The sequence below is a fragment of the Lactonifactor longoviformis genome, from assembly GCF_042848515.1.
GTDB classification, from domain to species: Bacteria; Bacillota; Clostridia; order Lachnospirales; family Lachnospiraceae; genus Lactonifactor; species Lactonifactor longoviformis.
In genome coordinates, this window is record NZ_AP031453.1 from 3,155,208 (window position 1) to 3,178,609 (window position 23,402).

Annotated in this window: 19 protein-coding genes; 5 read left to right on the forward strand and 14 right to left on the reverse strand. The window is 50.3% G+C overall.

What is annotated here, in order from left to right; translation table 11 throughout:
• Positions 1–17: 17 nt before the first annotated feature.
• From ACGHCT_RS14445 to larC, 5 genes are all read right to left on the reverse strand, one after another.
• Positions 18–2,498, reverse strand: a complete 2,481-nt coding sequence (locus ACGHCT_RS14445) for an FtsX-like permease family protein (RefSeq protein WP_390436510.1) — start codon at positions 2,496–2,498, stop codon at positions 18–20.
• A gap of 134 nt (positions 2,499–2,632) precedes the next feature.
• On the reverse strand, positions 2,633–4,045 hold the full coding sequence (locus ACGHCT_RS14450) for a sensor histidine kinase (RefSeq protein WP_390436512.1): 1,413 nt from the start codon (positions 4,043–4,045) through the stop codon (positions 2,633–2,635).
• A gap of 17 nt (positions 4,046–4,062) precedes the next feature.
• Entirely contained in the window at positions 4,063–4,755 is a 693-nt protein-coding gene (locus ACGHCT_RS14455; protein WP_390436514.1) for a response regulator transcription factor, read from the reverse strand.
• A 34-nt stretch (positions 4,756–4,789) separates the two neighbouring features.
• Positions 4,790–5,590 (reverse strand): ATP-dependent sacrificial sulfur transferase LarE, encoded by an 801-nt coding sequence (larE, locus tag ACGHCT_RS14460; protein WP_390436516.1) that lies wholly within the window; start codon positions 5,588–5,590, stop codon positions 4,790–4,792.
• Positions 5,587–6,924: a nickel pincer cofactor biosynthesis protein LarC gene (larC, locus tag ACGHCT_RS14465; protein ID WP_390436518.1), complete on the reverse strand. Its 1,338-nt coding sequence runs from the start codon at positions 6,922–6,924 to the stop codon at positions 5,587–5,589. Before larC ends, larE begins: the two co-directional genes overlap by 4 nt.
• Positions 6,925–7,115: 191 nt before the next feature.
• Here larC and ACGHCT_RS14470 point away from each other — a divergent pair, with 191 nt between their 5' ends.
• A complete protein-coding gene (locus ACGHCT_RS14470; RefSeq protein ID WP_390436520.1) occupies positions 7,116–8,225 on the forward strand; it encodes a DUF362 domain-containing protein in 1,110 nt (369 codons plus the stop codon).
• Between the two features lie 67 nt (positions 8,226–8,292).
• On the opposite strand, the gene ACGHCT_RS14475 is transcribed toward ACGHCT_RS14470, so the two are convergent.
• From ACGHCT_RS14475 to ACGHCT_RS14490, 4 genes are all read right to left on the reverse strand, one after another.
• Positions 8,293–9,306 (reverse strand): DUF6930 domain-containing protein, encoded by a 1,014-nt coding sequence (locus tag ACGHCT_RS14475; protein ID WP_390436521.1) that lies wholly within the window; start codon positions 9,304–9,306, stop codon positions 8,293–8,295.
• A 210-nt stretch (positions 9,307–9,516) separates the two neighbouring features.
• Positions 9,517–11,091 (reverse strand): IS1182 family transposase, encoded by a 1,575-nt coding sequence (locus ACGHCT_RS14480; protein WP_390436522.1) that lies wholly within the window; start codon positions 11,089–11,091, stop codon positions 9,517–9,519.
• Positions 11,092–11,189: 98 nt separating this feature from the next.
• Positions 11,190–12,554, reverse strand: a complete 1,365-nt coding sequence (locus ACGHCT_RS14485; RefSeq protein WP_390436524.1) for a sensor histidine kinase — start codon at positions 12,552–12,554, stop codon at positions 11,190–11,192.
• Positions 12,551–13,255 carry a response regulator transcription factor gene (locus ACGHCT_RS14490; protein ID WP_072852130.1) on the reverse strand — a complete coding sequence of 235 codons (705 nt, stop codon included), beginning with the start codon at positions 13,253–13,255 and terminating at the stop codon, positions 12,551–12,553. Before ACGHCT_RS14490 ends, ACGHCT_RS14485 begins: the two co-directional genes overlap by 4 nt.
• 167 nt (positions 13,256–13,422) lie before the next feature.
• Here ACGHCT_RS14490 and ACGHCT_RS14495 point away from each other — a divergent pair, with 167 nt between their 5' ends.
• The 4 genes from ACGHCT_RS14495 (at position 13,423) to ACGHCT_RS14510 (ending at position 16,523) form a co-directional block, all read left to right on the forward strand.
• Positions 13,423–14,337: an ABC transporter ATP-binding protein gene (locus tag ACGHCT_RS14495; protein ID WP_390436526.1), complete on the forward strand. Its 915-nt coding sequence runs from the start codon at positions 13,423–13,425 to the stop codon at positions 14,335–14,337.
• Positions 14,337–15,086 carry an ABC transporter permease gene (locus tag ACGHCT_RS14500; protein ID WP_390436527.1) on the forward strand — a complete coding sequence of 250 codons (750 nt, stop codon included), beginning with the start codon at positions 14,337–14,339 and terminating at the stop codon, positions 15,084–15,086. The genes ACGHCT_RS14495 and ACGHCT_RS14500 overlap by 1 nt, the downstream gene beginning before the upstream one ends.
• Position 15,087: 1 nt before the next feature.
• Positions 15,088–15,822 (forward strand): ABC transporter permease, encoded by a 735-nt coding sequence (locus ACGHCT_RS14505; RefSeq protein ID WP_390436529.1) that lies wholly within the window; start codon positions 15,088–15,090, stop codon positions 15,820–15,822.
• A gap of 101 nt (positions 15,823–15,923) precedes the next feature.
• Positions 15,924–16,523: a hypothetical protein gene (locus ACGHCT_RS14510; RefSeq protein ID WP_390436530.1), complete on the forward strand. Its 600-nt coding sequence runs from the start codon at positions 15,924–15,926 to the stop codon at positions 16,521–16,523.
• A 108-nt stretch (positions 16,524–16,631) separates the two neighbouring features.
• Here ACGHCT_RS14510 and ilvA read toward each other — a convergent pair whose 3' ends face one another.
• The 5 genes from ilvA to acpP all read right to left on the reverse strand — a co-directional run bounded on the left by ilvA (position 16,632) and on the right by acpP (position 23,397).
• Positions 16,632–17,843: a threonine ammonia-lyase gene (ilvA, locus tag ACGHCT_RS14515; protein ID WP_072852140.1), complete on the reverse strand. Its 1,212-nt coding sequence runs from the start codon at positions 17,841–17,843 to the stop codon at positions 16,632–16,634.
• Positions 17,844–17,847: 4 nt separating this feature from the next.
• On the reverse strand, positions 17,848–18,795 hold the full coding sequence (ftsY, locus tag ACGHCT_RS14520) for a signal recognition particle-docking protein FtsY (RefSeq protein ID WP_390436532.1): 948 nt from the start codon (positions 18,793–18,795) through the stop codon (positions 17,848–17,850).
• 11 nt (positions 18,796–18,806) lie between these two features.
• Entirely contained in the window at positions 18,807–22,376 is a 3,570-nt protein-coding gene (gene smc / locus ACGHCT_RS14525; RefSeq protein ID WP_390436533.1) for a chromosome segregation protein SMC, read from the reverse strand.
• Between the two features lie 11 nt (positions 22,377–22,387).
• The gene (rnc, locus tag ACGHCT_RS14530) at positions 22,388–23,077 is read right to left on the reverse strand and encodes a ribonuclease III (RefSeq protein WP_390436534.1); all 690 of its coding nucleotides are present in this window, start codon (positions 23,075–23,077) and stop codon (positions 22,388–22,390) included.
• Positions 23,078–23,166: 89 nt separating this feature from the next.
• The gene (gene acpP / locus ACGHCT_RS14535; RefSeq protein ID WP_072852149.1) at positions 23,167–23,397 is read right to left on the reverse strand and encodes an acyl carrier protein; all 231 of its coding nucleotides are present in this window, start codon (positions 23,395–23,397) and stop codon (positions 23,167–23,169) included.
• Positions 23,398–23,402: the final 5 nt, after the last annotated feature.

Genomic DNA, 23,402 nt, shown 5'->3' on the forward strand with positions numbered 1-23,402 from the left:
CTATTCCTCCTGACTGCTTATTCAAATGTAATTTCTTCCACGATTTTCATTTTTTTATTTTTAATCAGGGGCACCAGGCACCCTGCCATGTTAACTGCAATTCCCATCGCTCCGGCCGTCAGAAAAACAGACGCCTCAAGCCTTGGCTGCATGGCAATCTTTGGCCCTGCCACAAGAAAAATGGTCTGTATTTCCATATAGGAGACTGCCACTGCGGCAGCGGCTCCCAGAAGTCCGGCTGAGAAGCCTTCGATTAGTGTCATTTTTGTGTACTGGCGGCGGCTCTGGCCCACGGATCTATACATGGCTGCCGTGCGACGGTTCTGGATATAGTGAATCAGCAGGTTGTTGATTACCCCTGCGGCCGCCAGCAGCAGTATGAAATACGTCATGCTGTGCATAGGCTGAAGAAATGCCTCCACCGTAGACAGCGCGTCCTGGTTGAATTCTTCTGTCGTCCGGCTCCAGTTGGGGGTTTCTCCGAAGAGATCCCGGATCTGTACCATAATCCCATCCGGATCCCGGGCGGTATAGGCCAGCAGTCCATACCTCTCTTTGCCGAAATCAGATACGGCACAGGAAGCAGGCAGGATTGCCTCCACATCTGTGGCCCGGGACTTGAAGCTGCCGGCCACCGTATACGGATACGAAGCGCCTCCGTTGGACAGGGTAAGTGTATCCCCCAAAGACAGGTTCCTTTGCTTCAGCCACTCTTCGCTCAGGATCACTGCCCGTTTTTCCCGGAAGGCTGCTGCTGCCTCTGTCTCCATTCCTTTCTCTGTATAAGCCAGCCCGAACATGGAGCTGTAGACTTCCAGATTGTCTGTGGCCTCTGCCCGGGACAGAGGCGTCTGATCTGCTGTAATTTCATTGTTGTATACATAGACAGGAACCACACTGCGGATTCCCTCCATCTGTTCCACCTTCTGCACAAATTCCCGATCCATGGAACCGTCTGCAAATCCCTCCAGTTCCGCGTCCCGGAATACATCCGTGATATAGGCTGTCACAAAATCTCCCACCACCTGGATGGCTATCACTGCGGATATACTGATAAACAGCAGTGTAATGTTCTGGGCAATGCTTTTATTTCCCCTGATATTCCGGGCTGCAAGCCTGCCCTCGTTCCCAAACAGTAGGCCGTACAGGCGTTCCAGCCCCATGGCGCAGAGATCTGCAAAAAGAGGAATCACCAGGATGGCTGCTGCAATCAGTCCCAGAAGAGAAAAAACTCCCGCGGCATAGCCCATGGTACCCGAGACCAGCCGGGGCAGGGCGGCAGATACAAGAAACAGGGCTGTGCCGATTCCCACGGTAAGGCGGACGGGACGGGTCTTCTCTTCTGTTTTCCCCAGCACTACCTCTTTTACGGGCAGACGGCCGGCCCGGGATGCAGGGATCCAGGCGCTCAGGAGAGAGACTGTGACTGCCGCAGACAGGGACAGGAAAATGCCCAAAGGCGGGCAGACGGCGGGAATCTCAATGCCTCCTGAGAGGGAACTGCCCATGCCCCGGAGAATCAGCCTCAGCACAAGGATGCCGGCCGGTATCCCCAGCAGTCCCCCGATGCCGCCGTACAGAAGGCTCTCCAGCAGCAGTATGCCTGTCACTGTCCTCCTGGTCGCGCCGATGCTCCGGAAGGTTCCGATGACGGGCAGACGTTCCAGAGTGATCACCTTGTAGCTGCTGTAAATGATAAAAACACTCATGGTCATAGCAAAAAAGCTGATGAGAAAAAAGGGCATGGATTTCTGCCTGGCGCCGGCTTCGATTTGTGCTTCATCTGCCGCCTCGGACACCTCACAGATATCCTCCGGGAGGGCCTCTTTCAGATCTGCGATCAACGCTTCCCGGGTTACCCCTTCTGCGGGCTTTACAAGAATCTCGCTGTACCCTGTTGTCTTTCCCAGGATCCTGGCCAGATCCGGCAGGGATAAAAGTGCGGTAGCCCCTCTCGTCTGCCGCAGAAAAAGGGTATCATAGGCGGCAATTTCTGCCACCGTAAAGTGCTCAGGGTTCCCATTTACCCTTAGGGTAACGGTATCCCCTCTCTGAATCCTGTACTTTGAGGCAAAACGGTCCGGGAGAACAATCTGCCCGGGGGAGAGGTCTGACAGCTCTCCCCCGTCAGCCAGGCGGGGTTTGTTGATATTGTCCAGCTGTCTCAGGTCTGCAGCGACAAGATCCACGGTCTCATAATACCCGTCCTCGTGATACAGGGAACTGCCTTTTAGAATTCCCGCTGTTGCCCCCACAGAGGGCAGATCCGGGATCAGAGTGCTGTCTGCGCACTCTCCTTCCTCTGCGGGACGAACCACAGCGGCGGCACTCCCATAGATTCCCCGGGCCATTTTTCTCTGTGCACTTTCATAGGATGCACTGATGGAACACGAGACAAAGAGCAGGGCGGATGACAAAATGACGGATAACAGCATGACAGCTGTTCTCGTTCTGCGCTCTTTCACATTCGTTAGCATGTATTTCATAATAATTTTCAAATGAACACCTCCTGTGCGCTGCTCCTGCTTTTTTGTTTCTCCCGGAAGGATCGGATCAAAAAAGGCCGGCAGCTATCATATGATAATGATAAACTGTCAGCCTTAAACTGAGCTTCAGATAACCTTAATTAACCTTAAGAAAAGGGAAGACGGATGAGAAAGGTGGTTCCTGTACCCGGAATGCCGAACGCCTCAATGGTTCCCCTGTGAAGTTCCGCAATCTCTTTTGCGATGGCCAGACCCAGACCTGTGCCTTCTGGGCTTTGATCTCTATCCCTGCCCCGGACGTACCGGTCAAACACTCTGGCGGCCTCCTCGTCTGTCATTCCCCTGCCATTGTCAGACACTGCAATCTCAAGGCTATCCTCCCCGGCAGATACCTTGAGGGTCAGTTCCGTTTCCGGATCCCCGTGTACGAAAGCATTTACCATGAGGTTCAAAACGGCCCGTTCCAGAAGCTTTTGGTCAAAGGAAACGGGCAGTTCTTCTTCTGTGCTCACAAAATGAATCGTCCGGTCCTGGTATTTGGGATCGTTGAGCAGGCAGATGACCAGTTCTCTCAGAAACCGCACCAGGTTCTGTTCCCTAAAATCCATGGGCAGGATCCCTCTTTCCAGCTGATAGATGACTTTCAGGTCATCCATCAGGCTTTCCATACGGTCCACATTTTGAAGCATTACTTTTGCATAGCGCCTGCAGTCTTTCCCTGCCTTTTCTCCTTCCTCTGCTAACATCTCTGCATAGCCCCGGATGGGGGACAGAGGGGTTTTCAAATCGTGGGTGATGCCGGCGATCCATGCCCTCTGCCTGTCCGCGGTCTCCTCCCGGAGGCGGTCGCTTTCCAGAAGCTCCCCGTACATGGCATTCAGGCTCTCATACAGATCCCGGTATGTCCCCCGCTTCTGAACGGGATGGTAGCGGCGATCTGAGATATCACGGATGCATCCGGCCAGATGCCTCATGGAGCCGGCAGTCTTAAGCCCGTACAGAAGGCCGGCCACGAGGACTGCAGCGAAGAGTATTCCCGCGGAGGCCAGAACCATGACTTTTCCCCCGGAGAATCTGTCTTTATTTACATACATGGTGATTTTTTCTACTTTTAAGGGAAAATGCAGGAGGTACATGCAGGTTTTCTCCCCGCTTCCCGCGGTTCCCACATAGACAGCTGTGTCAGACTGTTCCAGAGCTCCGGCTCTGTCAATCTGCAGAAGCTCTGCCTGGGTGTAAGCTTCCTGTGCCTTTGCGGGCTTTCGGAAGCTTGCTGACTCCTTTCCCCCGGCATCCAGGATCTGCAGCCCAATCTGATTCTTTTGGAGCAGCTCCAGGCCGGATGACGTCACACGGAACCCCTCCCCTTGGGGGATGACCTGTTCCTTAAATGCTTCCCCAAAGGCGGCCGGCCAGTCACTTCTTACAGCCCCTCCCCCCGGTTTCTGCAGGGTAATCAGGGAGCAGGAGAGACCGATTGCCGCCGCAGCTGTCACCAGCAGGGCGGCAAGGAATATCAGATAGATATGGAACGTAGTGCGGTAGCCGGATTTTCTCATTTACTCAGTCCTTTTCTTTATTTCTTTAATTTGTAGCCAAGGCCTTTGACTGTGACAAGCTGCCGGGGATCGGAGGGGGTATCTTCCAGCTTTTCCCGCAAATGACGGATGTGAACCATAATTGTATTATCGCAGATGCTGCTGTATTCTCCCCAGACCTGCTCGTAGAGGCGCTCTTTGCTGATAATACGATCCGCATTCTCCATCAGACACAGGAGAAGAAGATATTCCCGTCCGGTCAGGTTCATCTCTTCCCCGTTTTTATAGGCGCGGCAGCTCTCCCTGTCAAGGGTAAGAGGGCCGGCTTTTAAAAGGGCAGACCCCTGGACGGCTTTCTGGTACTGCTGGCGGCGCAGCTGTGCTTTGATCCGAAAGACCAGTTCTCTGGGACTGAAGGGCTTGGTAATATAATCATCTCCCCCGGCGGAAAGTCCCAGAATCTTGTCTATATCTTCGTTTCTGGAGGAGAGAAACAGAATGGAGCAGATAGAAAATTCCCGTATTTTTCTGCATAATTCGATGCCGTCGGTGTCCGGAAGCATCACGTCCAGCACTGCGGCATCCGGGCGGAATTCCCGGCAGAGACGCAGGGCTTCCTCCCCGGTATACGCTTTTTGTATCTCCCAAAAGCCGTCCTTTCGAAGTACCTCTTCTATTAGGTCCAGCACATCCTTTTCGTCATCTATTAAAAGGATCCTGCTGTCATTCATGTCCATCACCCTTCCTTTTTCCCGATTTGCCCTGTTATTCATCCATGCTGCCGGATCGGAAGCCTTCCAGATCCAGGGTCACGTAGGAAAATCCCAGCTGTTTGATATGTTCTGCCGTCTCCCGGGCTTCCCCCATAAACCGCAGGAAATCTTCCCTGTCAATCTCTATTCTGGCTATGGTCCCGTGGACACGGATGCGCACATTGGCATAGCCTTTGTCCCGGAGATATGCCTCTCCCTTCTCAATCTGCCGCAGGACGCCTGCCTCGATTCTGGCGCCGTAGGGCAGGCGGGTAGCCAGGCAGGGGGTAGAAGGGCGCCTCGCCACAGAGATTCCCATCTCTTCCGCCCACTGACGGATCTCTTCCTTTGTGAGACCAGCCTGGGCCAGGGGGCTTTGGATGCCCAGCTCCCGGATGGCCTGAAGGCCGGGACGGTACGAAGACAGGTCATCGTGGTTGGTTCCTTCCAGTACGCAGGAGATACCGTTTTCCCGGGCGTAGTCCAGGAGGTGCCCAAACAGTGCCTTTTTGCACAGGTAACACCTGTTTTTGGGATTATCCAGAATCTCCGGGTTGTCCAGTTCGTTGACTTCTATGATGTGGTGGATGGCGCCTGTCTCTTCTGCCACACGTTTGGCAATCTCCACGTCGCATCGCGGGTGAAGAACGGTGTCAAAGGTGACTGCGTGAACTTTTGTCCCGTACTTTGCCGCACATTCCGCAGCCAGGCAGAGAAGCAGGCTGCTGTCTATGCCCCCGGAAAACGCAATGCAGATATCTTCTTTTGCATAAGTGTCTGCAAGCTCTGTGAGCCGTTGTCTCTTCTCTTTCATCCTTCTGTCCTTTCCCCTGGCTCTGCTGCCTTTTGTATCTCATGATAGGCTGCCTGTAAGGAAATCCCTGCTTTTTTGCTGATTTCTTTTACGCTGGAGTATTCCGGATAATAGTAGCGCTCACCGTGATGGCTGCATACCTTTACTTTTGCGGTTCCCCATGGGGTGTCTGCGTCCGCGAACTCTCTCTCTAGTACTCTGCGGCTTTCCTGATACCGGCGTAGTCCGATGCTGGTGGTTTCCTTGAAAATGAGGTTTTCCAGGGATTCTCTCTGGTCCTCCCGGCAGATTACCTGCAGCATATAGGCGGGGCGGTTCTTTTTCATTCCTACGGGAAAGCAGCCCGCATCCAGAGCGCCTGCGTCCATCAGCTGTTCTATGGTATAGCCCAGCTGTTCCCCGGTACAGTCATCCACATTGGTCTCCAGCACCCAGACACTCTCCTTGGGTGGGTCTTCTTTCCTGCCTTCTTTTGCTCCTTTTTGACCGGAGAACTCTTTGGTTTCCAGAATCATAGCCCGTAATATATTAGCCTGGGCAAACTCCTTTTTTCCCGCCCCCATACCGATTTTTTTCACCACAAACCGCTCCGGCAGTGCTGTCTCCGTGCGCAGAGCCGCCGCAATGGCAGCACCGGTGGGGGTAATCATCTCACCTTCATTCTCGGTTATCTTTACCGGCAGCCCGTATCTTGCCATCATTTCCAGAACCGCGGGAGCCGGGACCGGAATTCGTCCGTGCTGGCACCAGGTGGTTCCCGTACCTTCATGGAGTACAGAGACCGCCACCCGGGAGATTCCCAGATCGTGAAGGCACACTGCGGCAGCCACAATATCGACAATAGAGTCGACAGCCCCCACCTCATGGAAGTGAACCTCCTCCAAAGGCATACGGTGAACCTTGGCCTCCGCCTCTGCTACCACATGGAAAATCTTTTTGGCCGTCTCAAGAACCGGTTCTTCCAGACTGCTTTCCCGGAGCATCCTGCTGATATCGCCGTAGGTACGGTGCTCATGGGCATGGTGATCTTCATGAGTATGTTCGTGGGTGTGCATATGGGATTCTCCGTGGATGTGTTCCCCGTGATGGTGATGACCGTGGGGATGTTCCCCATGGGATGGTTCATCCCGGAGAATCACGTCAAAATCACAGGCGTCAATGCCGCACTTTTTTGTTCTTCCCACTTTGAGATCGTAACCTGTTACCGGAAGCTTTGCCAATTCCCGCCGGAGGACCTCCTCTCTGGCCCCCAGATCCAGGAGTGCGCCTACCGTCATATCACCGCTGATGCCGGAATAGCATTCCAGGTATAGTAACTTGTCAGATTTGCTCATAGAATATTCTCTCCTTTGTATGTTGGGGACAGGGCAGGTGCAAAAAGGGGACGTGTTCTTTCTGGAAAGAACACGTCCCCTTTTTGCACCTGCCCTGTCCCTTTTTATTCTTGTACTATCTTATCATTAATGATACAATTTATACAATAGCATTTGCGAAATATCGCAATCTAATATATTAGGAGGTTTTTATGGAAATGTCAAAAGTGTATTATACCAATCTCCGGACTCGTATCGGGGATAACCTTCTTCAGAAACTGGAGCGGCTGATTAAGACAGCGGGAATCGGGGATATTGATTTCGAAGACAAGTATACCGCGATCAAGATGCACTTCGGAGAGCCGGGAAATCTGGCCTTCCTCCGTCCGAATTATGCGAAGACGGTGGCTGATGTTATCAAAGAGCTTGGCGGAAAGCCCTTTCTTACGGACTGCAACACCCTCTACATAGGCGGGCGCAAGAACGCACTGGATCATATTTCCAGCGCATATCTGAATGGATTTTCTCCTTTTTCTACAGGATGTCATGTGATAATTGCTGACGGTCTGAAGGGGACAGACGATGTCCTGGTTCCTGTGGAAGGCGGGGAATATGTAAAAGAGGCCAAGATTGGACGGGCCATTATGGATGCGGACGTATTTATTTCCCTGACACACTTTAAGGGACACGAGGCCACTGGATTCGGGGGCGCCCTTAAGAATATGGGAATGGGCTGCGGCTCCCGGGCCGGCAAGATGGAAATGCACAGTGCAGGCAAACCCCATGTGGCTCAGGAACTCTGTGTTGGCTGTAAGATGTGTACCAAAATGTGTGCCCATGACGCCATCACAGTAGCCGATAAAAAGGCATCCATCGATCACAACAAATGTGTGGGCTGCGGCCGCTGTATCGGTGCCTGTCCAAAAGATGCGGTAAAGGCGGCAACGGACGAGTCCTACGATATTCTCAACCGGAAAATCGCGGAGTACACGAAGGCTGCCATTAACGGACGCCCGAACTTTCACATCAGCCTTGTGATGAACGTTTCTCCCTACTGTGATTGTCACGGCGAAAACGACGCGGCCATCGTGCCGGATGTAGGAATGTTTGCTTCCTTTGATCCGGTGGCTCTGGATGTAGCCTGTGCCGATGCCGTAAACGCACAGCCGGTGCTGGCAAATACATATCTGGCGGAGTGTGACCATGAAGGGCATGATCACTTCGGCACCATTTTCCCGGAGACAGACTGGAAAGCAGCCATTGACCATGCGGTGAAGCTGGGTATTGGACAGAAGGAATATGAGTTAGTGGAAGTAAAATAAGGGTATATATTGGGAGGGGAGAAGAGCTGTTAGCGTGCTCTTCTCCCCTCCTTTCAGGTCTGCTGGCTCACCGCATCTGTTCCCCCATCATTTGGAGCATCTTGTCCATTGTACCCAGGGCAGATTTTGTCAGTTTAATCCCACAGTATCGGCAGGTTTCCTTTAACGCCGCAGCTATCCATGGATTTCTGTACCTTACGGCCTTTGCCCGTCCGTTCTGATCTGTGAATGCGCAGAAAAACTGCAGTGCTTTTTCCGCCAGATCCTCTTCAGGTTTTATCAGCTCCATATGAATTATATAATCTGAAATCTCATCCATAATCACAAGCAGCAGAGTATTCACCGGTCTGTCATATGCTTCGTCACGTATAGCGGCATTCATATATACAAAATCCATAGAAAGCTCACAGTTGATTTTGGGCTTTTTTCTGAGCCGTGCTTTCTGAATCTCATCTGAAAGCTTATATTCCGGATATTTCCGCTTTGTTATTGGACGGGGAACCGCAAATGTATTCCATTCTTCCCTCTCCTTGTTATAGCGTCTGTACATTATCTCTCCGTTGTCCCAGTTAATATGTATCCGATCCTCCCTCACTGCACGGACCGACATGAACAAATTTTCAAACGTCTCCACCAAAACCTTTACTTCTCTTTCATCCGGGAGGTACGGCGAATACCGTTTTTTGAAAGACTCAAAGTAAATCCAGTTACCTCTGCCTCTGAATTTCAGTCCCAGGTTTTTAATAATCTCCTTCTGTTCCCTGGACACTTCCTCGCGGTCCCCAAAGTAACAAGTGAGACAGTTCTGATCACTCATAGCATATTCCGGGGAGAATCCATCTTTGTCAGAAGTTGCCAGCATATCAAAATCCTCTAACCCTCTAAATCCTTCATAGACACTGATTCCGCAGCAGACACCCCCTCTGCCCATAATACTGCAGAAAACAGGTTCCTCCCCCTCCGCAAGCTCAATCGCAACTATATCTGAGTCCCAAAAATAATTCCATGGTTCCAGGGCTCTCAGATTCTGGGTAACATCATATAACTCCTGCCATAGATCAAGGGATGCTTCTTTTCTCATATAAACTCTCCTGCTTATTTAAAATTTGTCTTTTTTCCATTGTAATCGTTATTCACAGGAATAGCAACAAGTATTAAAAGGGGCTGTGAAAAAATGGAGTTGCTCTAACTCCATTTTTTCAGCCCCTCTTTATTTTGTGGAAAGCGTAAGAAAAAAGCAGTAAAAAGCGCATAATCCCCCTTACCCCAACAAACGTGCGCTCTTTCTTCTTTAAGCCACTTCCCGGAGTCTCATCTGCTTATTATAGATTTTATAGAGATTATGGCCGATAGAAACAAGAAATATCTCTACTCTTACCGAATCCAGTCCTCTTCTTACAATTCGCTTATACCTTCGGTCGTATTTGATGATTCCAAATGTCCCTTCTGCCTGGATGGAGCGGTTCATGCGGAGCAACGCCCCATGGATACTCTGAAGATTATCCAATACCTCCTGATGCATGGCGCTTAATTCCGCATTAATCCGCACCGTCCTGTTCTTTTCTGTTCTCTTGCATTTTTCTGCATAGGGGCAGCCACTGCAGTCCTCGCAGGTATAGTACTCTTCCTGCCTGCCGTATTGGTTCCCTTTCACTGGTTTTCGGTATGCAAAGTGCAACTTCCTCCCGTTTGGACAGATTAGGTTCCCTTCCGGGTCTGTCTTAAAATTCACTGCACGCAACGGGTCTTCATGGTACTTTTCGTCTGTTGTCTCTTTCTTATACATGGGGAATTTCATGAACTTTTCCATCCTATGGTCCTGGCAGAACAGATAGTTATTAAAGGATCCATACCCTGCATCCGCTACCGGATATTTCGGGTAGAAACCGTATAACTCATGGAACTTTTCCATCAGTGGCACAAAGCAGTCCATATCGGACCGGTACTGCATGACATCTACCACCGCAATGTACTCGTCAGCCACTCCGATCTGTATGTTGTATGCAGGAAGGAGCTGGTCATTTCCCATATAGTCCTTTTTCATCCGCATGAAGGTCGCGTCATGGTCCGTCTTCGCATAGCTGTTCCGGTCAGGCTCGCATATCCGGATCTTTTCCACGTATTCCGAAAGCTTTCCGATATATTCCTTTAAACGTTCGTAGTAACGCTGCTCCTGGCTCTTCCGATGTCCCCGGCCGTATACAAATGTGTCCTCGTCGATATGGCAGAAGAATTCATACCTGGACAAAATGACCTCCAGGCTGTCCGGGGTGTATTCTACATTGGTTTCAATTTTCAGCCCTGTGTATGCCAGCGTTTCGTTCATTTCTGTAAGCAGTGTGGTAATCTTGCCGAACAGACGGTATCTCGATTTTTCCGTGGCTTTTTTCCATACCCAGGTATACTTGTTTGCATTTGCCTCGAATTTTGAGCCATCTATATACAGATGCTGCAAATCGATTCCCTCCGCTGTCTGGATATAGGACATGACTGCCTTAAAAATATCCTGGGCAGATTCCTTGATCTCTTCATTGATAAAATAACTGAAGGCACGGTAACTGGGAGTTTCATGATCCATCAGGTACATGTAACGGATGTTGACTTTGCATCGGTCTTCTAATTCCCGAAGGGAAGCGTATCCAGTGTCCATAAAGCCGAACAGGACTGTCTTTAGCATGTTGACCCGATTATATCCGGGCCGGCCCAGTTTATGTGAGGGCTCTGGCCTAAGATATCTTTCTATTCCAATCTCCTCCATGATTCTGTCAAATGCTAATACTGGATCACAGAGATCCAGACAATCCGAAAAAAACAGTGGCAGCCTTCCCTGTTTTGCGGTATAATATTTCTCGGTATTATTGTTCATAGTAGATTAATTTTACCACAAAAAGAAGAACGCCTCCAGGTTTGTATACCTGAAAGCGTTCTTTTTTTACGGGACTTTTTTCACAGCCCCCTTTTTCACTATCTGCTGATCTCTATTGTCACTCTCCCGCCCTGATCTCTGTTCGCCAGCACCATCTCTCCTCCATGTGCCCTGGCTATCTGCTGGACGATTTTCAGCCCCAGCCCATGGCTGTTCCCTACCTCCATCTGCTGATCTCCCTGGCGGCGCAATATTTCTTCCGGGAATCCCGGCCCGTTGTCTGTGATCACAATCTGGCACTGTTGCTCCATGTCTTTTAACTGCACCTCTACCCTGCACACTCCGTTCTTTCCATTGTGCCGGATACTGTTCTGAATCACATTTCCCACGGCCCGCTCTAATAGCTTTCTGTCTCCCTGCACCTTTAGATTCCGGGCTTCCTCAGGGATCTCCACGAGGATCTCCAGCTCCCTGTCCTTGCTCTGGTTCATAAAATCTGCGGCAATTTTCCGCAAAAGCTCTGCCATACGTATGTTCTCCACTGACAGAGGCTGCATTTCGTACTCCAGTTTAGAGGCCAGATTCAGATCGTTCACCAGCTGCCTGATCTTCAGGCTCTGGGCGCGGATCACCCCGGCCTGCCGGTGCTCCTCTTCTGTCAGATGGGGGCTTTCCTCCAGCTGGCTGGCATACCCCAGAACCAGAGACAGGGGTGTGCGGATGTCATGAGATACCCCGGCAATCCATGTGGTTCTGGCCGTGTCTTTTTTCTCCAGGACAGCATGCTGTCTGGCAAGCTCCCGGGAGGTTCTGTTGATTCTGGCTGCCAGTTCCTCTAGCGGCCCTGTCTCCTCCAGATTTGTGGGTTCTTTTTCTTCCATTCGTTCTATCCCCTCAGCCAGAGGACGCAGGGACCGGAATAAACGGTATCCCAGCAGCACGGCCAGCCCCAAAGCCAGAATGATATTTGCCAGAAACAGCCCCAGGACCCCCTGCGGAAAATAGGCGATCACCCGTTCCGGAAGCTCAAGCCTGGTTTTCCAGGTACTTCCCTTCGCCTCCCCGTAGACAGCAATCCCGTCCGGATGGACATATGTTTTTACCGGATAGTCCTTAAGATACCATTTAGAAAATACTGCCACATCCTGAATAGAATATTTCTTCCTCAGTTCCTCCGGCAGCTCCCAGCTCCACACTATATTTCCCGCCTCGTCCAGCAGCATTGCCCAGACAAACTCTTTTTCAACGGTTGCCATAGATTCCTCCGGCATATAATACCCGTTCCCTTTTTTAGCAAGGCTGTCCGTAATCTCTCCCATTTTGAAATAGGAGTGTGTAATTCCACGCTCCCCGTACCGCAGCATATATCCCAGAAAAAAAGTAATATTTAACAGTACCAGCAGCAATGCAATCCCGGCTGCCATTACCCCGTAGCGCATCTGAATCTTTATTAGACTTTTCATACCAGTTTATACCCCAATCCCCGCACTGTAAGAAGATGTGCCGGCGCGGAGGGATTCTCCTCCACTTTTTCCCGCAGCCTTCTCATATGCACCATCAGTGTATTCTCAAACCCATAGCTGTCCTCCCCCCAGGCCGCCTGGCAGAGGCTGTCTATAGTAACAATATTTCCTCTATTCTCATAGAGCTTCTTTAGAAGCGCATACTCCTTGGCAGTCAGAGTCAGACTGACATCCCCAAAATCCACGGTGCCTTTATTCAAATCAACGCTGCGTTCCCCCACCGGGAATACCGGAAGCCTTCCCTCCCGTTCCATCACCGGAAAATAAACCCTTTTCAGAACAGCCCCCAGTCTCAGCAAAAGTTCCCTGGGCAAAAACGGTTTAGTAATATAATCATCCGCCCCCAGCCCTAGCCCCAGCAGACGATTCTCATCCTCGTCCCTGGCCGATAAAAAAAGCACCGGCACCTGGGACTCCATACGGAAATCACGCATCACCTGAAACCCGTCTCCATCCGGCAGCATCACATCCAGAATGACCCCGTCCGGCTTCACCTGCCAGAAGGCCTCCCTGGCCTCCCGGCAGCAGCCGGCCTTATATATTTTATAATACCCTTCCTGCCGGAGAATCTTTTCTGTCATCTCCAGAATCCCCCGCTCGTCATCCACAATCAAAATCTTGCACTCATAAATCGATTCCATATACTACCCTCACAGCATTTGCATTATTTTTTCTACATTATACCCCAGAACAGCAGAAAAAACTGCCCGTCCGGCAAAATGTAAGGTAAATGTAAGGCAGTCTTCAGCTTCCCGTAAGCGGGATCTGGTATTCTTTGATTCAGAGATATAAGAAAGGAGTCTGCAATATGCCATATATGATTAAAACCAACGGACTGTGTAAAAAATACGGAACGGTTATGACTGTAAAGGACCTGGATCTGGCAGTGCCGGAGGGCTCTGTCTACGGCTTTCTGGGCCCCAACGGTGCAGGCAAATCCACCACACTAAAGCTGATTCTGGGACTTGCCATCCCCACCCGCGGCACCATCACAGTCTTCGGAAAAGAAGTCAATTCCCGCAGCCGTCTGTCCATACTGAAAAATGTAGGAAGTCTGATCGAATCCCCCAGCTACTACGGGCACCTCACAGGGGAGGAGAATCTGCGCCTGATACAGACCATCCGTCAGGTGCCGGACGCTAATGTAAAGGAGGTGCTCCAAACGGTACGCCTGACACAGCAAAAGGACAAAAAAGTGAGCCATTACTCCCTGGGCATGAAGCAGCGCCTGGGACTGGCAAGCGCCCTTCTGTCCCATCCCCGGCTTCTGATTCTGGATGAACCCACCAATGGCCTGGACCCTGCGGGTATCCAGGAGATGCGGGAGCTCATCCTCTCCCTTCCCTCCCGTTACCAGATGACAGTAGTAGTATCCAGCCATCTGCTCACGGAGATTGACCAATTGGCCAGTACGGTAGGCATCATTCATAAGGGGGAACTCGTATTTCAAAACAGCCTGGAAAGTCTTCATGCCAGAAGCAGCCGCCGTCTCCTGCTGGGCACACTGGACAACAGCCGCGCCGCTAATATCCTGCGGACCAACGGGATTGCCTTTCAGGAGTCAGAAGACAGGATCGCCCTTCCCTATGCAGAAGACGAAGAGGTAGCTTCCTATGTGCAGCTTTTAACTACGGAACACGTGGGGATCTACCGCATCGAAGAAGACTGCAAAAGTCTGGAGGATATCTTCCTGGAATTAACCGGAAAGGCGGTGAGTCTCTGATGAACACATTCACACTGGAAGCCCGCAAATGCCGCCGCAGGAAGATCTGGGTGATGCCGCTTCTCATTCTGGGATTCCAGCTATTGTGGACCTTATGGACTACAGGCCGGATGGACGGGAAGGATTTGAGAGACGGCTGGGCCTTTGTCATCATCGGCACGCAGATGCTGAACTGTCTGACCATGCCTGTTCTGGCCGCTGTAACCGCTTCCAGCGTCTGGGACATGGAGCATAAAGGCCAGACTCTGAAGCTTCTAAAAACCCTGACTCCCTCTTCTGGAATCTTTCACGGCAAGCTTCTGTACGGCTATCTGTGGATGTTTCTCTGCGGATTTCTCCAGACTCTGGTGATTGCTGCCGCAGGAAAATTCCAGGGTTTTTACGGACCTGTGCCCGGCAGACAGCTGGCCTACGCCTTATTGGTTTGTTCCGGGGTGAATCTGATTATTTATCTCATTTACCAGATTCTCTCTATGATGTATGCCAACCAGCTAATCTCCCTGACCGCAGGACTTTTGGGCGCATTTATCGGGTTTTTAAGCAACCTTTTTCCGAAAAGTCTGGGACTTTTGATTCCCTGGGGCTATTATTCCCGTCTTTCCTCTGTGGCTGTCTCTTATGATTTGGAGGCAGTAACTGCTCACTATGCTTTTATCCCTATCCCCTGGAAGGATTGGATCCCGGCAGTCATTCTCCTTGTGATTCTTTATCCCGCAGGGCGCATTCTGCTGAGAAAGAAGGAGGTCTGACATGAACCGAATCTTAAAAACCGAACGCTGCAAATTAAAACGCTCCTGCATCTGGCTGGCAGTCCTTGGCATTCCGCTGATCCCGGCTTTTCTGGGGAGTGCCAATTATGCCGGGAACACCGGTATACTTACCAGTCAGTGGTATAGTCTTTGGACCCAGGTCACTTTATTTTACTGCTACTTTTTCTTTCCGGCACTTATTGGGCTCTACTGCGCCTACCTCTTCCGTCTGGAGCATCTGAACCACAACTGGAATCTGCTGATGACGCTTCCGGTGAGAAGATCTTCCCTCTTTCTGGGGAAATGGATCACTGCAGGAGGCCTGATTTTCATCACACAGATGTTCCTGGTGCTGCTCTATTTTATAGCAGGAAACTTCCTGGGCCTCACAGCGCCTTTTCCCTGGACAAAAGTTCTTCTGTGGGCGCTCCTGGGTATTCTGTCCGGAATGGCAATCGCCTCCTTCCAGCTGCTCTGTTCTCTGATTTTCAGAAGCTTTGCGGTCCCGGTAGCCATTGCTTTTGCCGGGGGACTTGCAGGAATGGGTCTGTATCTAAAAGGGTTTGGCCTTTTGTCCCCCTTTTCCCTTATGGCCCTGGGAATGAATGCCAACAATCCAAAGGGTGACCTGCCTTATCCCGCCCCTGTTCTCATTGCCGCATGTCTGGGATTCTCTGCTCTCTTCTGTTTCCTGGGAATCCTCTGGATGAGAATTCGGGATGTAAAGTCAGAATAGAGTGACTAGGTCGACTATTTTTTTGGTACTTTGTCCGATTTACTTTCCCGTTCTTCTGTGTTACTCTTTCTATAGGGGGAAATTCAGAAAGGAGAAGATACATGGAAGATCAAACTATCTTACAGGAAATGCTGCAGATCCTGAAATCCTTAGAACGGCGTATGGGTTCCTTGGAAAACAGTATAGATTCCTTGGTAAAGCGCATGGATTCCTTGGAAAACCGTATGGATTCCTTGGAAAACCGTATGGGTTCCATGGAAAACCGCATGGATTCCTTGGAAAACCGTATGGATTCCTTGGAAAACCGTATGGGTTCCATGGAAAAGCGCATGGATTCCTTGGAAAACCGTATGGATTCCTTGGAAAACCGTATGGATTCCTTGGAAAGGCGCTTAGATTCCGTAGAGCATTCACTGGAAACTGTGCAGAAGGATATCCGTTCTATGAAACAGGACATCGAAACACTGGATACCAGGCAGCGGGCTATGAGCTCTACACTGGAAACCGTGACAAACCGCAATATTTCCATTATAGCTGAGAATCACATAGAGCTGAACAAAAAACTTTACCAAATTCTGGAGACAGAAAATGATGTGGTGCTTTACAAAATCACAACCAACCGCCATACCGATCTCCTGGACAACCTGGAACAGAGGGTAGCTGCTCTGGAAAGTGCTAAAGAGGAACGTTATCCTGCTTAACAGGCCAAAAGACAGATGGACATAGGGTTTTTAATAGAAAAAGAGAAGGCAAAGTAACCGTCCGTTGCTTTGCCTTCTCTTTTTCATTCTCATCTCATGAATCACATGTTACAGATTCGCACGGATAAGCTTCGGCCGGTAGCCTTCCTTTTCCAGTGCGGTTACAATCTGCTTTTTATGCTCTGTCCCAAATGCCTCCAGGGTAATCTTCAGCTCCACTGCCGCGCTTCTGTTCGTGCTTACAAACTGGTTGTGATCCAGCTTGATGACATTTCCCCGCTCTCCGGCAATGACACTTGCCACCCGGACCAGTTCCCCGGGCTTATCCGGAAGAAGAACAGATACGGTAAAGATACGGTCTCTCTGGATCAAACCGTGCTGTACCACAGACGACATGGTAATCACGTCCATATTGCCCCCGCTTAAGATAGACACTATCTTTTTCTTTTTCACAGGAAGATGCTTTAAAGCGGCTACGGTCAGCAGACCGGAGTTTTCAACGATCATTTTGTGGTTTTCCACCATGTCCAGGAAGGCAACGATAAGCTCATCGTCCTCTACGGTAATGATATCGTCCAGATTCTGCTGAATATAGGGAAAAATTACCTCTCCGGGAGTTTTTACCGCAGTACCGTCTGCGATGGTATTCACATTGGGAAGGGTTACTACCTCCCCCTTTTCCAGGGATGCCTGCATACAGTTTGCTCCGGCAGGCTCCACGCCGATCACTTTTATATTGGGATTCAGAAGCTTTGCCAGAGTGGACACTCCGGTAGCCAGGCCGCCGCCCCCGATGGGCACCAGTATATAGTCTACCAGCGGAAGCTCTTTTACAATCTCCATAGCAATGGTTCCCTGTCCGGTGGCAACTGCCGGGTCGTCAAAGGGGTGAATAAAGGTATACCCGTGTTCCTCTGCCAGCTCATACGCTTTGGCACAGGCCTCGTCATACACATCTCCGGAAAGCACCACCTCGGCTCCGTAGCTCTTGGTACGCTCCACTTTAATGAGAGGCGTGGTAGTGGGCATAACAATCACTGCCTTAGCGCCGAAGGCCTTGGCTGCATAGGCTACCCCCTGGGCGTGATTCCCCGCGGACGCAGTGATCAGTCCTTTTTCTCTCTCCTCCTCAGACAGGGTGCTGATTTTGTAATAGGCTCCCCTAAGCTTGTAGGCCCCTGTAAGCTGCATATTCTCCGGCTTCAGGTATACTTTATTTCCTGTCTGTCTGCTGAAGTAATCGCTGTAGACTAATTTTGTCTCCTGGGTTACCTGTTTTACAACTTCCGATGCTTCTTCGAACCTGTCTAATGTTAACATATCCTTATCCTTCTTCCTGTTTAATATCAAATAATGCATTTACAAATTCTTCCGCATTAAATTTCTGCAGATCGTCAATGCTCTCTCCCACGCCTATATACTTCACCGGGATGTCCAGCTCAGCCTGAATGGCCACGGCAATTCCGCCCTTGGCGGTGCCGTCCAGCTTAGTGAGAATAATACCGGTAATATCCGCCACTTCCTTAAACTGTCTGGCCTGCACCAGGGCGTTCTGCCCTGTGGTTCCGTCCAGCACCACCAAAGTCTCCAGATGGGCATCCGCATACTCTCTTTCTATGATGCGGTAAATCTTTTTCAGCTCTTCCATAAGATTTTTTTTGTTGTGGAGCCTTCCTGCCGTATCACACAGAAGAACATCTGCGTTTCTTGCCTTGGCAGCCGCGATTGCATCATAGACAACAGCCGCCGGGTCCGCACCGTTCTGGCCGGTGATAATCTCAACCCCTGCACGGTTCGCCCACTGGCTCAGCTGCTCCGTAGCCGCCGCACGGAAGGTATCTGCGGCTGCCAGGATTACTTTTTTTCCCTGATCCTTCAGCTTCCCGGCCAATTTCCCAACAGAAGTGGTTTTCCCCACCCCGTTGACGCCGATCACCAGTACCACAGACTTCTGGTTTTCGAATTCGTAGGCAGTCTCCCCCACATCCATCTGGGCCTTAATGCTGTCTATCAGGAGCTGCTTGCACTCCGAGGGCTCCTTGATTTTCTTCTCTGCCACTTGTTCCTTCAGGTTTTGTATAATCGCATTCGTGGTATTGATTCCAATATCGCCCATAACCAGTATCTCTTCGATCTCTTCATAGAAATCATCATCAATGCTGGAAAAACCACTGAAAATGGAGTCTATGCCGGATACAATATTGTCTCTGGTCTTGGATAAGCCTTCCACCAGTCTGCGAAAAAAGCCGCGCTTTTCCTTTTCCTCTGACATTCTTTCTCCTCCTACTTGTCTAAATCATTTTCTATTAAGTTGACAGACACCAGCGTGGAGATTCCTTTCTCCTGCATGGTGATACCATAGAGACGGTCCGCAGCCGTCATAGTACCTCTTCTATGTGTTATAATAATAAATTGTGTATTCTTTGTCAACTTATGTAAATATTGTGCATATCTCGTTACGTTGGAATCATCCAGGGCAGCCTCGATCTCGTCCAGAAGGCAGAAGGGAGAAGGCTTTAGATTCTGGATGGCAAAAAGCAGTGCAATGGCGGTGAGGGCCTTTTCCCCTCCGGATAGCTGCATCATATTCTGAAGCTTCTTTCCGGGCGGCTGAGAGATAATCCGTATCCCTGCTTCCAGTACATCGCCTTCCTCCTCTTCCATCAATTCCAGGGTTCCCTTGCCGCCCCCGAACAGTTCTTTGAATGCTTTGTCGAATTCCACCTGTATCCGGGCGAATTTCTCGGTAAATTGTTTCCGCATTCCGCTGTCCAGCTCCTCAATAATTCCCAGGAGTGTTTCCTCTGCCTTTACCAGGTCTTCATGCTGGGCAGCGAGGAAGGTATGGCGCTCCAGAAGATTTTTATAGTCTTCAATGGCGTTTACATTCACATCTCCCAGCCTGCGGATCTCCTCCTTAATTCCGGCGATGTTCTTCTTGATTGCCCCCCGCTCTCCCAGCTCTTCGGGCCGGTTCTCCAAGGCCTGTCCCAGCGTAATTTCATACTCTTCCCACATGTAGTTGATCTGATTTTCCTGGAACTCTTCCAGCTTTTCCTTCTGGCCGTTCAGGCGGAAGCACTCCTTGTCCAGAAGATTCATGCGGCCTGAGAGCTCATCCCGTTTCTGAAAAAAAGACTTGTGGGAACGATTCATCTCTTCCTTTTTGGCCAGATATTCCTTCATCTGCCGCTCATCGTCTTCTTCTGTCTGCCGGGCTGCCTCTATGGTTTTCTGAATCTCAGAGATATCTCTCTCCTTTTTGGCAATATCCTTGGATCCCTCCTCCAGATTCACATCCATATCCGCCAGCTGCTGCTCCAGATTGTCTATTTCCTCTGTGATACGGTTCAGATTCTGCACCAGGAAGCCCTTTTTCGAGGACAAATTGGCAGCTTCCAGGTGAATCTTCTCCAGCTCCCTGGAAAGAAGGGCTTCTGCCTCCCGTTTTTCCTCCAGAAGCTTCTGGGTTTCCTCAATGATCCGGTTCTGTTCCGCCTCTCTCAGATCAAATGCATCGATCTCTCCCTGAATGGAACCGCTGCTGTCCGCAATCTCAGACATCTGCGTCTCAATCTCTTTGGCCTCCTGGCCCAGTCTGGTATATCGTTCCCGGATCCCCGCATACCGTTCCTCTGCGGAGGTCATGTTCATCCGGGCAGTATTCTCTGCCAGATACAGTTCCTGAAGCTTCTCCCCCAGGCTGCCCAGATGATCCCGGAGGGTATTTCTGCTGTTTCTGTAATCCTCCAGTACTTTCTGCATCTGAACCATATCGGCCTTTAATGCCTTTACGCCGGCCTCCAGTTCTTCAATCTCTCTTCTTCTCCCCAAAAGGTTGCTGCTGTTCTTAAACGCGCCTCCGGTGAGGGATCCGCCCGGACTCAGGAGATCTCCTTCCACAGTTACCATCCGGATGGAATAATGATACTTTTTGGAGATGGCGATTCCGTGGTCCATATGGTCAACCACCAGTGTCCGCCCCAGAAGATGATGGATCATCCCCTGGTATTCCGGCTCTGCCCGCACAAGTTCGCTGGCCACGCCGATCACTCCCGGCTCCTTTCGGGCCTCCTGGTTCACCATAGCCTTTTTATTCTGAGCCATACTGGTCAGCGGAAGAAAGGTTGCCCTTCCGTACCGGTTCTTTTTCAGGAAGGAAATCATTGTCTTGGCCGTATTTTCATTGTCCGCTACAATATTCTGAATGCTTCCTCCCAGGGCAGTTTCTATGGCAGTTTCGTATCTCTTGTCTACCTTAATGAGATCCGCCACCACGCCTTTGATCCCAGGCTGATTCTTTTTCTGCTCCATCACCCTGCGGATACTGTTGCCGTAGCCGTCATACCGTTCTGTAAGATTTCTCAGGGATTCCAGTCTGGAAGCCTCTCTGTGATAGGCGGTCTGTCCGATCTCCATCTCCTTGCTGCCCTTGGCGATCAGAGCCTGGAGCTTCTGAATCTCTGCTTCTGTATTTTGGCTTTCCTTTGTATACTTCTGTATCTCTTTTCCCAGGCGGGCAAGTTCTTCTTCCTGTTCCTTCTGAATCTGTTCCTGCTCGTTTTCCTGACTCTTTAAGATTATGATCTGCTTATTCAGCTCTGCCCTGCGGATAGAAATCTGTTCCCGCATAGCCTCAAAGCGCTGCAGTTTTCCCTTTATGGAAGATTTCTGATTCAGCAGTTCAATAATCTCACTTTTTGCCTCCTCTATCTTCTCCAGAAGCTCTGTGATATCACCGGCCAGGTTGTCGTATGCCTTCTGCTTCTCTGTCTGTCCGGCGCTTACCGCTGCGATCTCTTGTTTCAGCTCTGCCTTCTGCCCTTCAAGCGCGGTGATATCTTCTTTTTTCTTTTCAATCTCACTTTTGATCTCCTGGGCGCGGTTCCGGAAATGCTCGTCATTCATCCTGGCCGTATTAATCTGCTCCCGGAGAACATTAATCTCTCCTTCCAGCTGCTGCTTCCTAAGGGCTTTCTGTCCGGCCTCTTCCCTGGCCTTCTCAATCCTGAGATCCAGCTGTTCCAGCTCTGCCTCTGCCTTCTCGTACTCAGCTTTTGTGGCAGCAAACGCCTCCTGGGTCTCTAAAAGGTCGTCTCTGGCAATTTTGTATTTCCCCTCTATCTCCTGCAGCTGGCTCTTGCTGTGCTCCATCTCCAGAAGAAACATATTAATATCCAGCTGTTTCAGCTCTTCTTTTTTCTTCAGGTAGATCCTGGCTGTCTCTGACTGCCGCTCCAGCGGCCCCAGCTGCCTGGACAGCTCAGATAAAATATCATTGACACGGGTCAGATTCTGCTGCTCCTCCTCCAGCTTTTTCAGAGCAGTAGCCTTACGTCTCTTGAACTTGACGATTCCGGCGGCCTCATCGAAGAGTTCCCTGCGCTCCTCGGGTTTACCGCTTAAGATCTTATCAATCTGTCCCTGGCCGATGATGGAATAGCCTTCCTTTCCGATACCGGTATCGTAAAAAAGCTCATTCACATCTTTCAGCCTGCAGGATGTCCCGTTTAAAAGGTATTCGCTCTCACCGGATCGGTACAGACGCCTGGCCACCGTCACCTCCTCATAGTCGATGGGAAGCTGATGGTCAGAGTTGTCCAGGGTAATGGCCACATAGGCAAAGCCCAGAGGCTTCCTGGTCTCTGTTCCGGAAAAGATAACGTCCTGCATGTTCCCTCCACGAAGCTGCTTGGCGCTCTGCTCCCCCAGAACCCAGCGCACCGCATCGGCCACATTGCTCTTTCCGCTGCCGTTGGGACCCACAATACCGGTGATGCCGTTGTGGAATTCAAAGGTTATTTTGTTGGCAAAGGACTTGAATCCCTGCACATCGATACTTTTAAGATACATACTTCACCTGCCTATTTTTTTAGTAAGCGGATGGCATTATAGGCAGCCTGTTGTTCTGCGGCCTTTTTCGTCCTTCCCTGTCCGTGCCCGATGACTCTTCCTTCCAGCTGCGCCTCCACGGTGAAGGTCTTATTGTGATCCGGGCCTTCTTCCTTTGTCAGTACATATACTACTTCTGATGTGTATTCCCCCTGGACAATTTCCTGCAGGGTAGTCTTGCTATCATAAAAGAGCTGTTTGTGCTCCACGTCATTCAGCACGTGGGTCAGAATAAACTCTTTTGCATTAGCAAAACCACCATCCAAATAGATAGCTCCAATGACAGCCTCCACAGCGTCTGAGATAATGGAGTCCCGCGTTCTTCCTCCTGTGGCATCCTCACCCTTTCCCAATCTGAGGTACCTGCCCAGAGTCAGCTCCCGGCCGCAAAAAGCAAGGGTGGGCTCACATACCAGACTTGCACGTTTTTTCGTCAGTTCCCCCTCCGGCTGGTCCGGGTAATTCAGATATAAAAATTCGCTGGTAACCACCTCAAGCACCGCATCGCCCAAAAATTCCAGGCGTTCATTGTTATAAAGCTTATCCATTCTGTGTTCATTGGTAAAGGAGCTGTGTATCAGCGCCTGGTTCAGAAGCTCCATGTCCTGAAATGTGTATCCGATGATACGCTCCAGCTCCAGCAGTCCGTCGTAACGTCTCATAAATTCTCTCCTTTTTTCTGTTCTTCAGATATCCTTTATCAGAAAAGCTGCTGCACCAAGATAGTGCAACAGCCCTGTTCCTCTAAGCATTATCCGATTGCTTTTTTAATCTGCTCAACGGCATCGCCCACTGAGACAATCTGCTCAGCCTCCTCCGTTGGGATTTCAATATCGAATTCCTCTTCAATCCCCATAATAATCTGGAAAATGTCAAGGGAATCTGCCCCTAAATCATCTACAAATGTAGTTTCCGGTGTAATCTCCTCCGTATCAACATTTAATACCTCTGCAATAATCTTTTGTAACTTTTCCAATTCCATGTCAT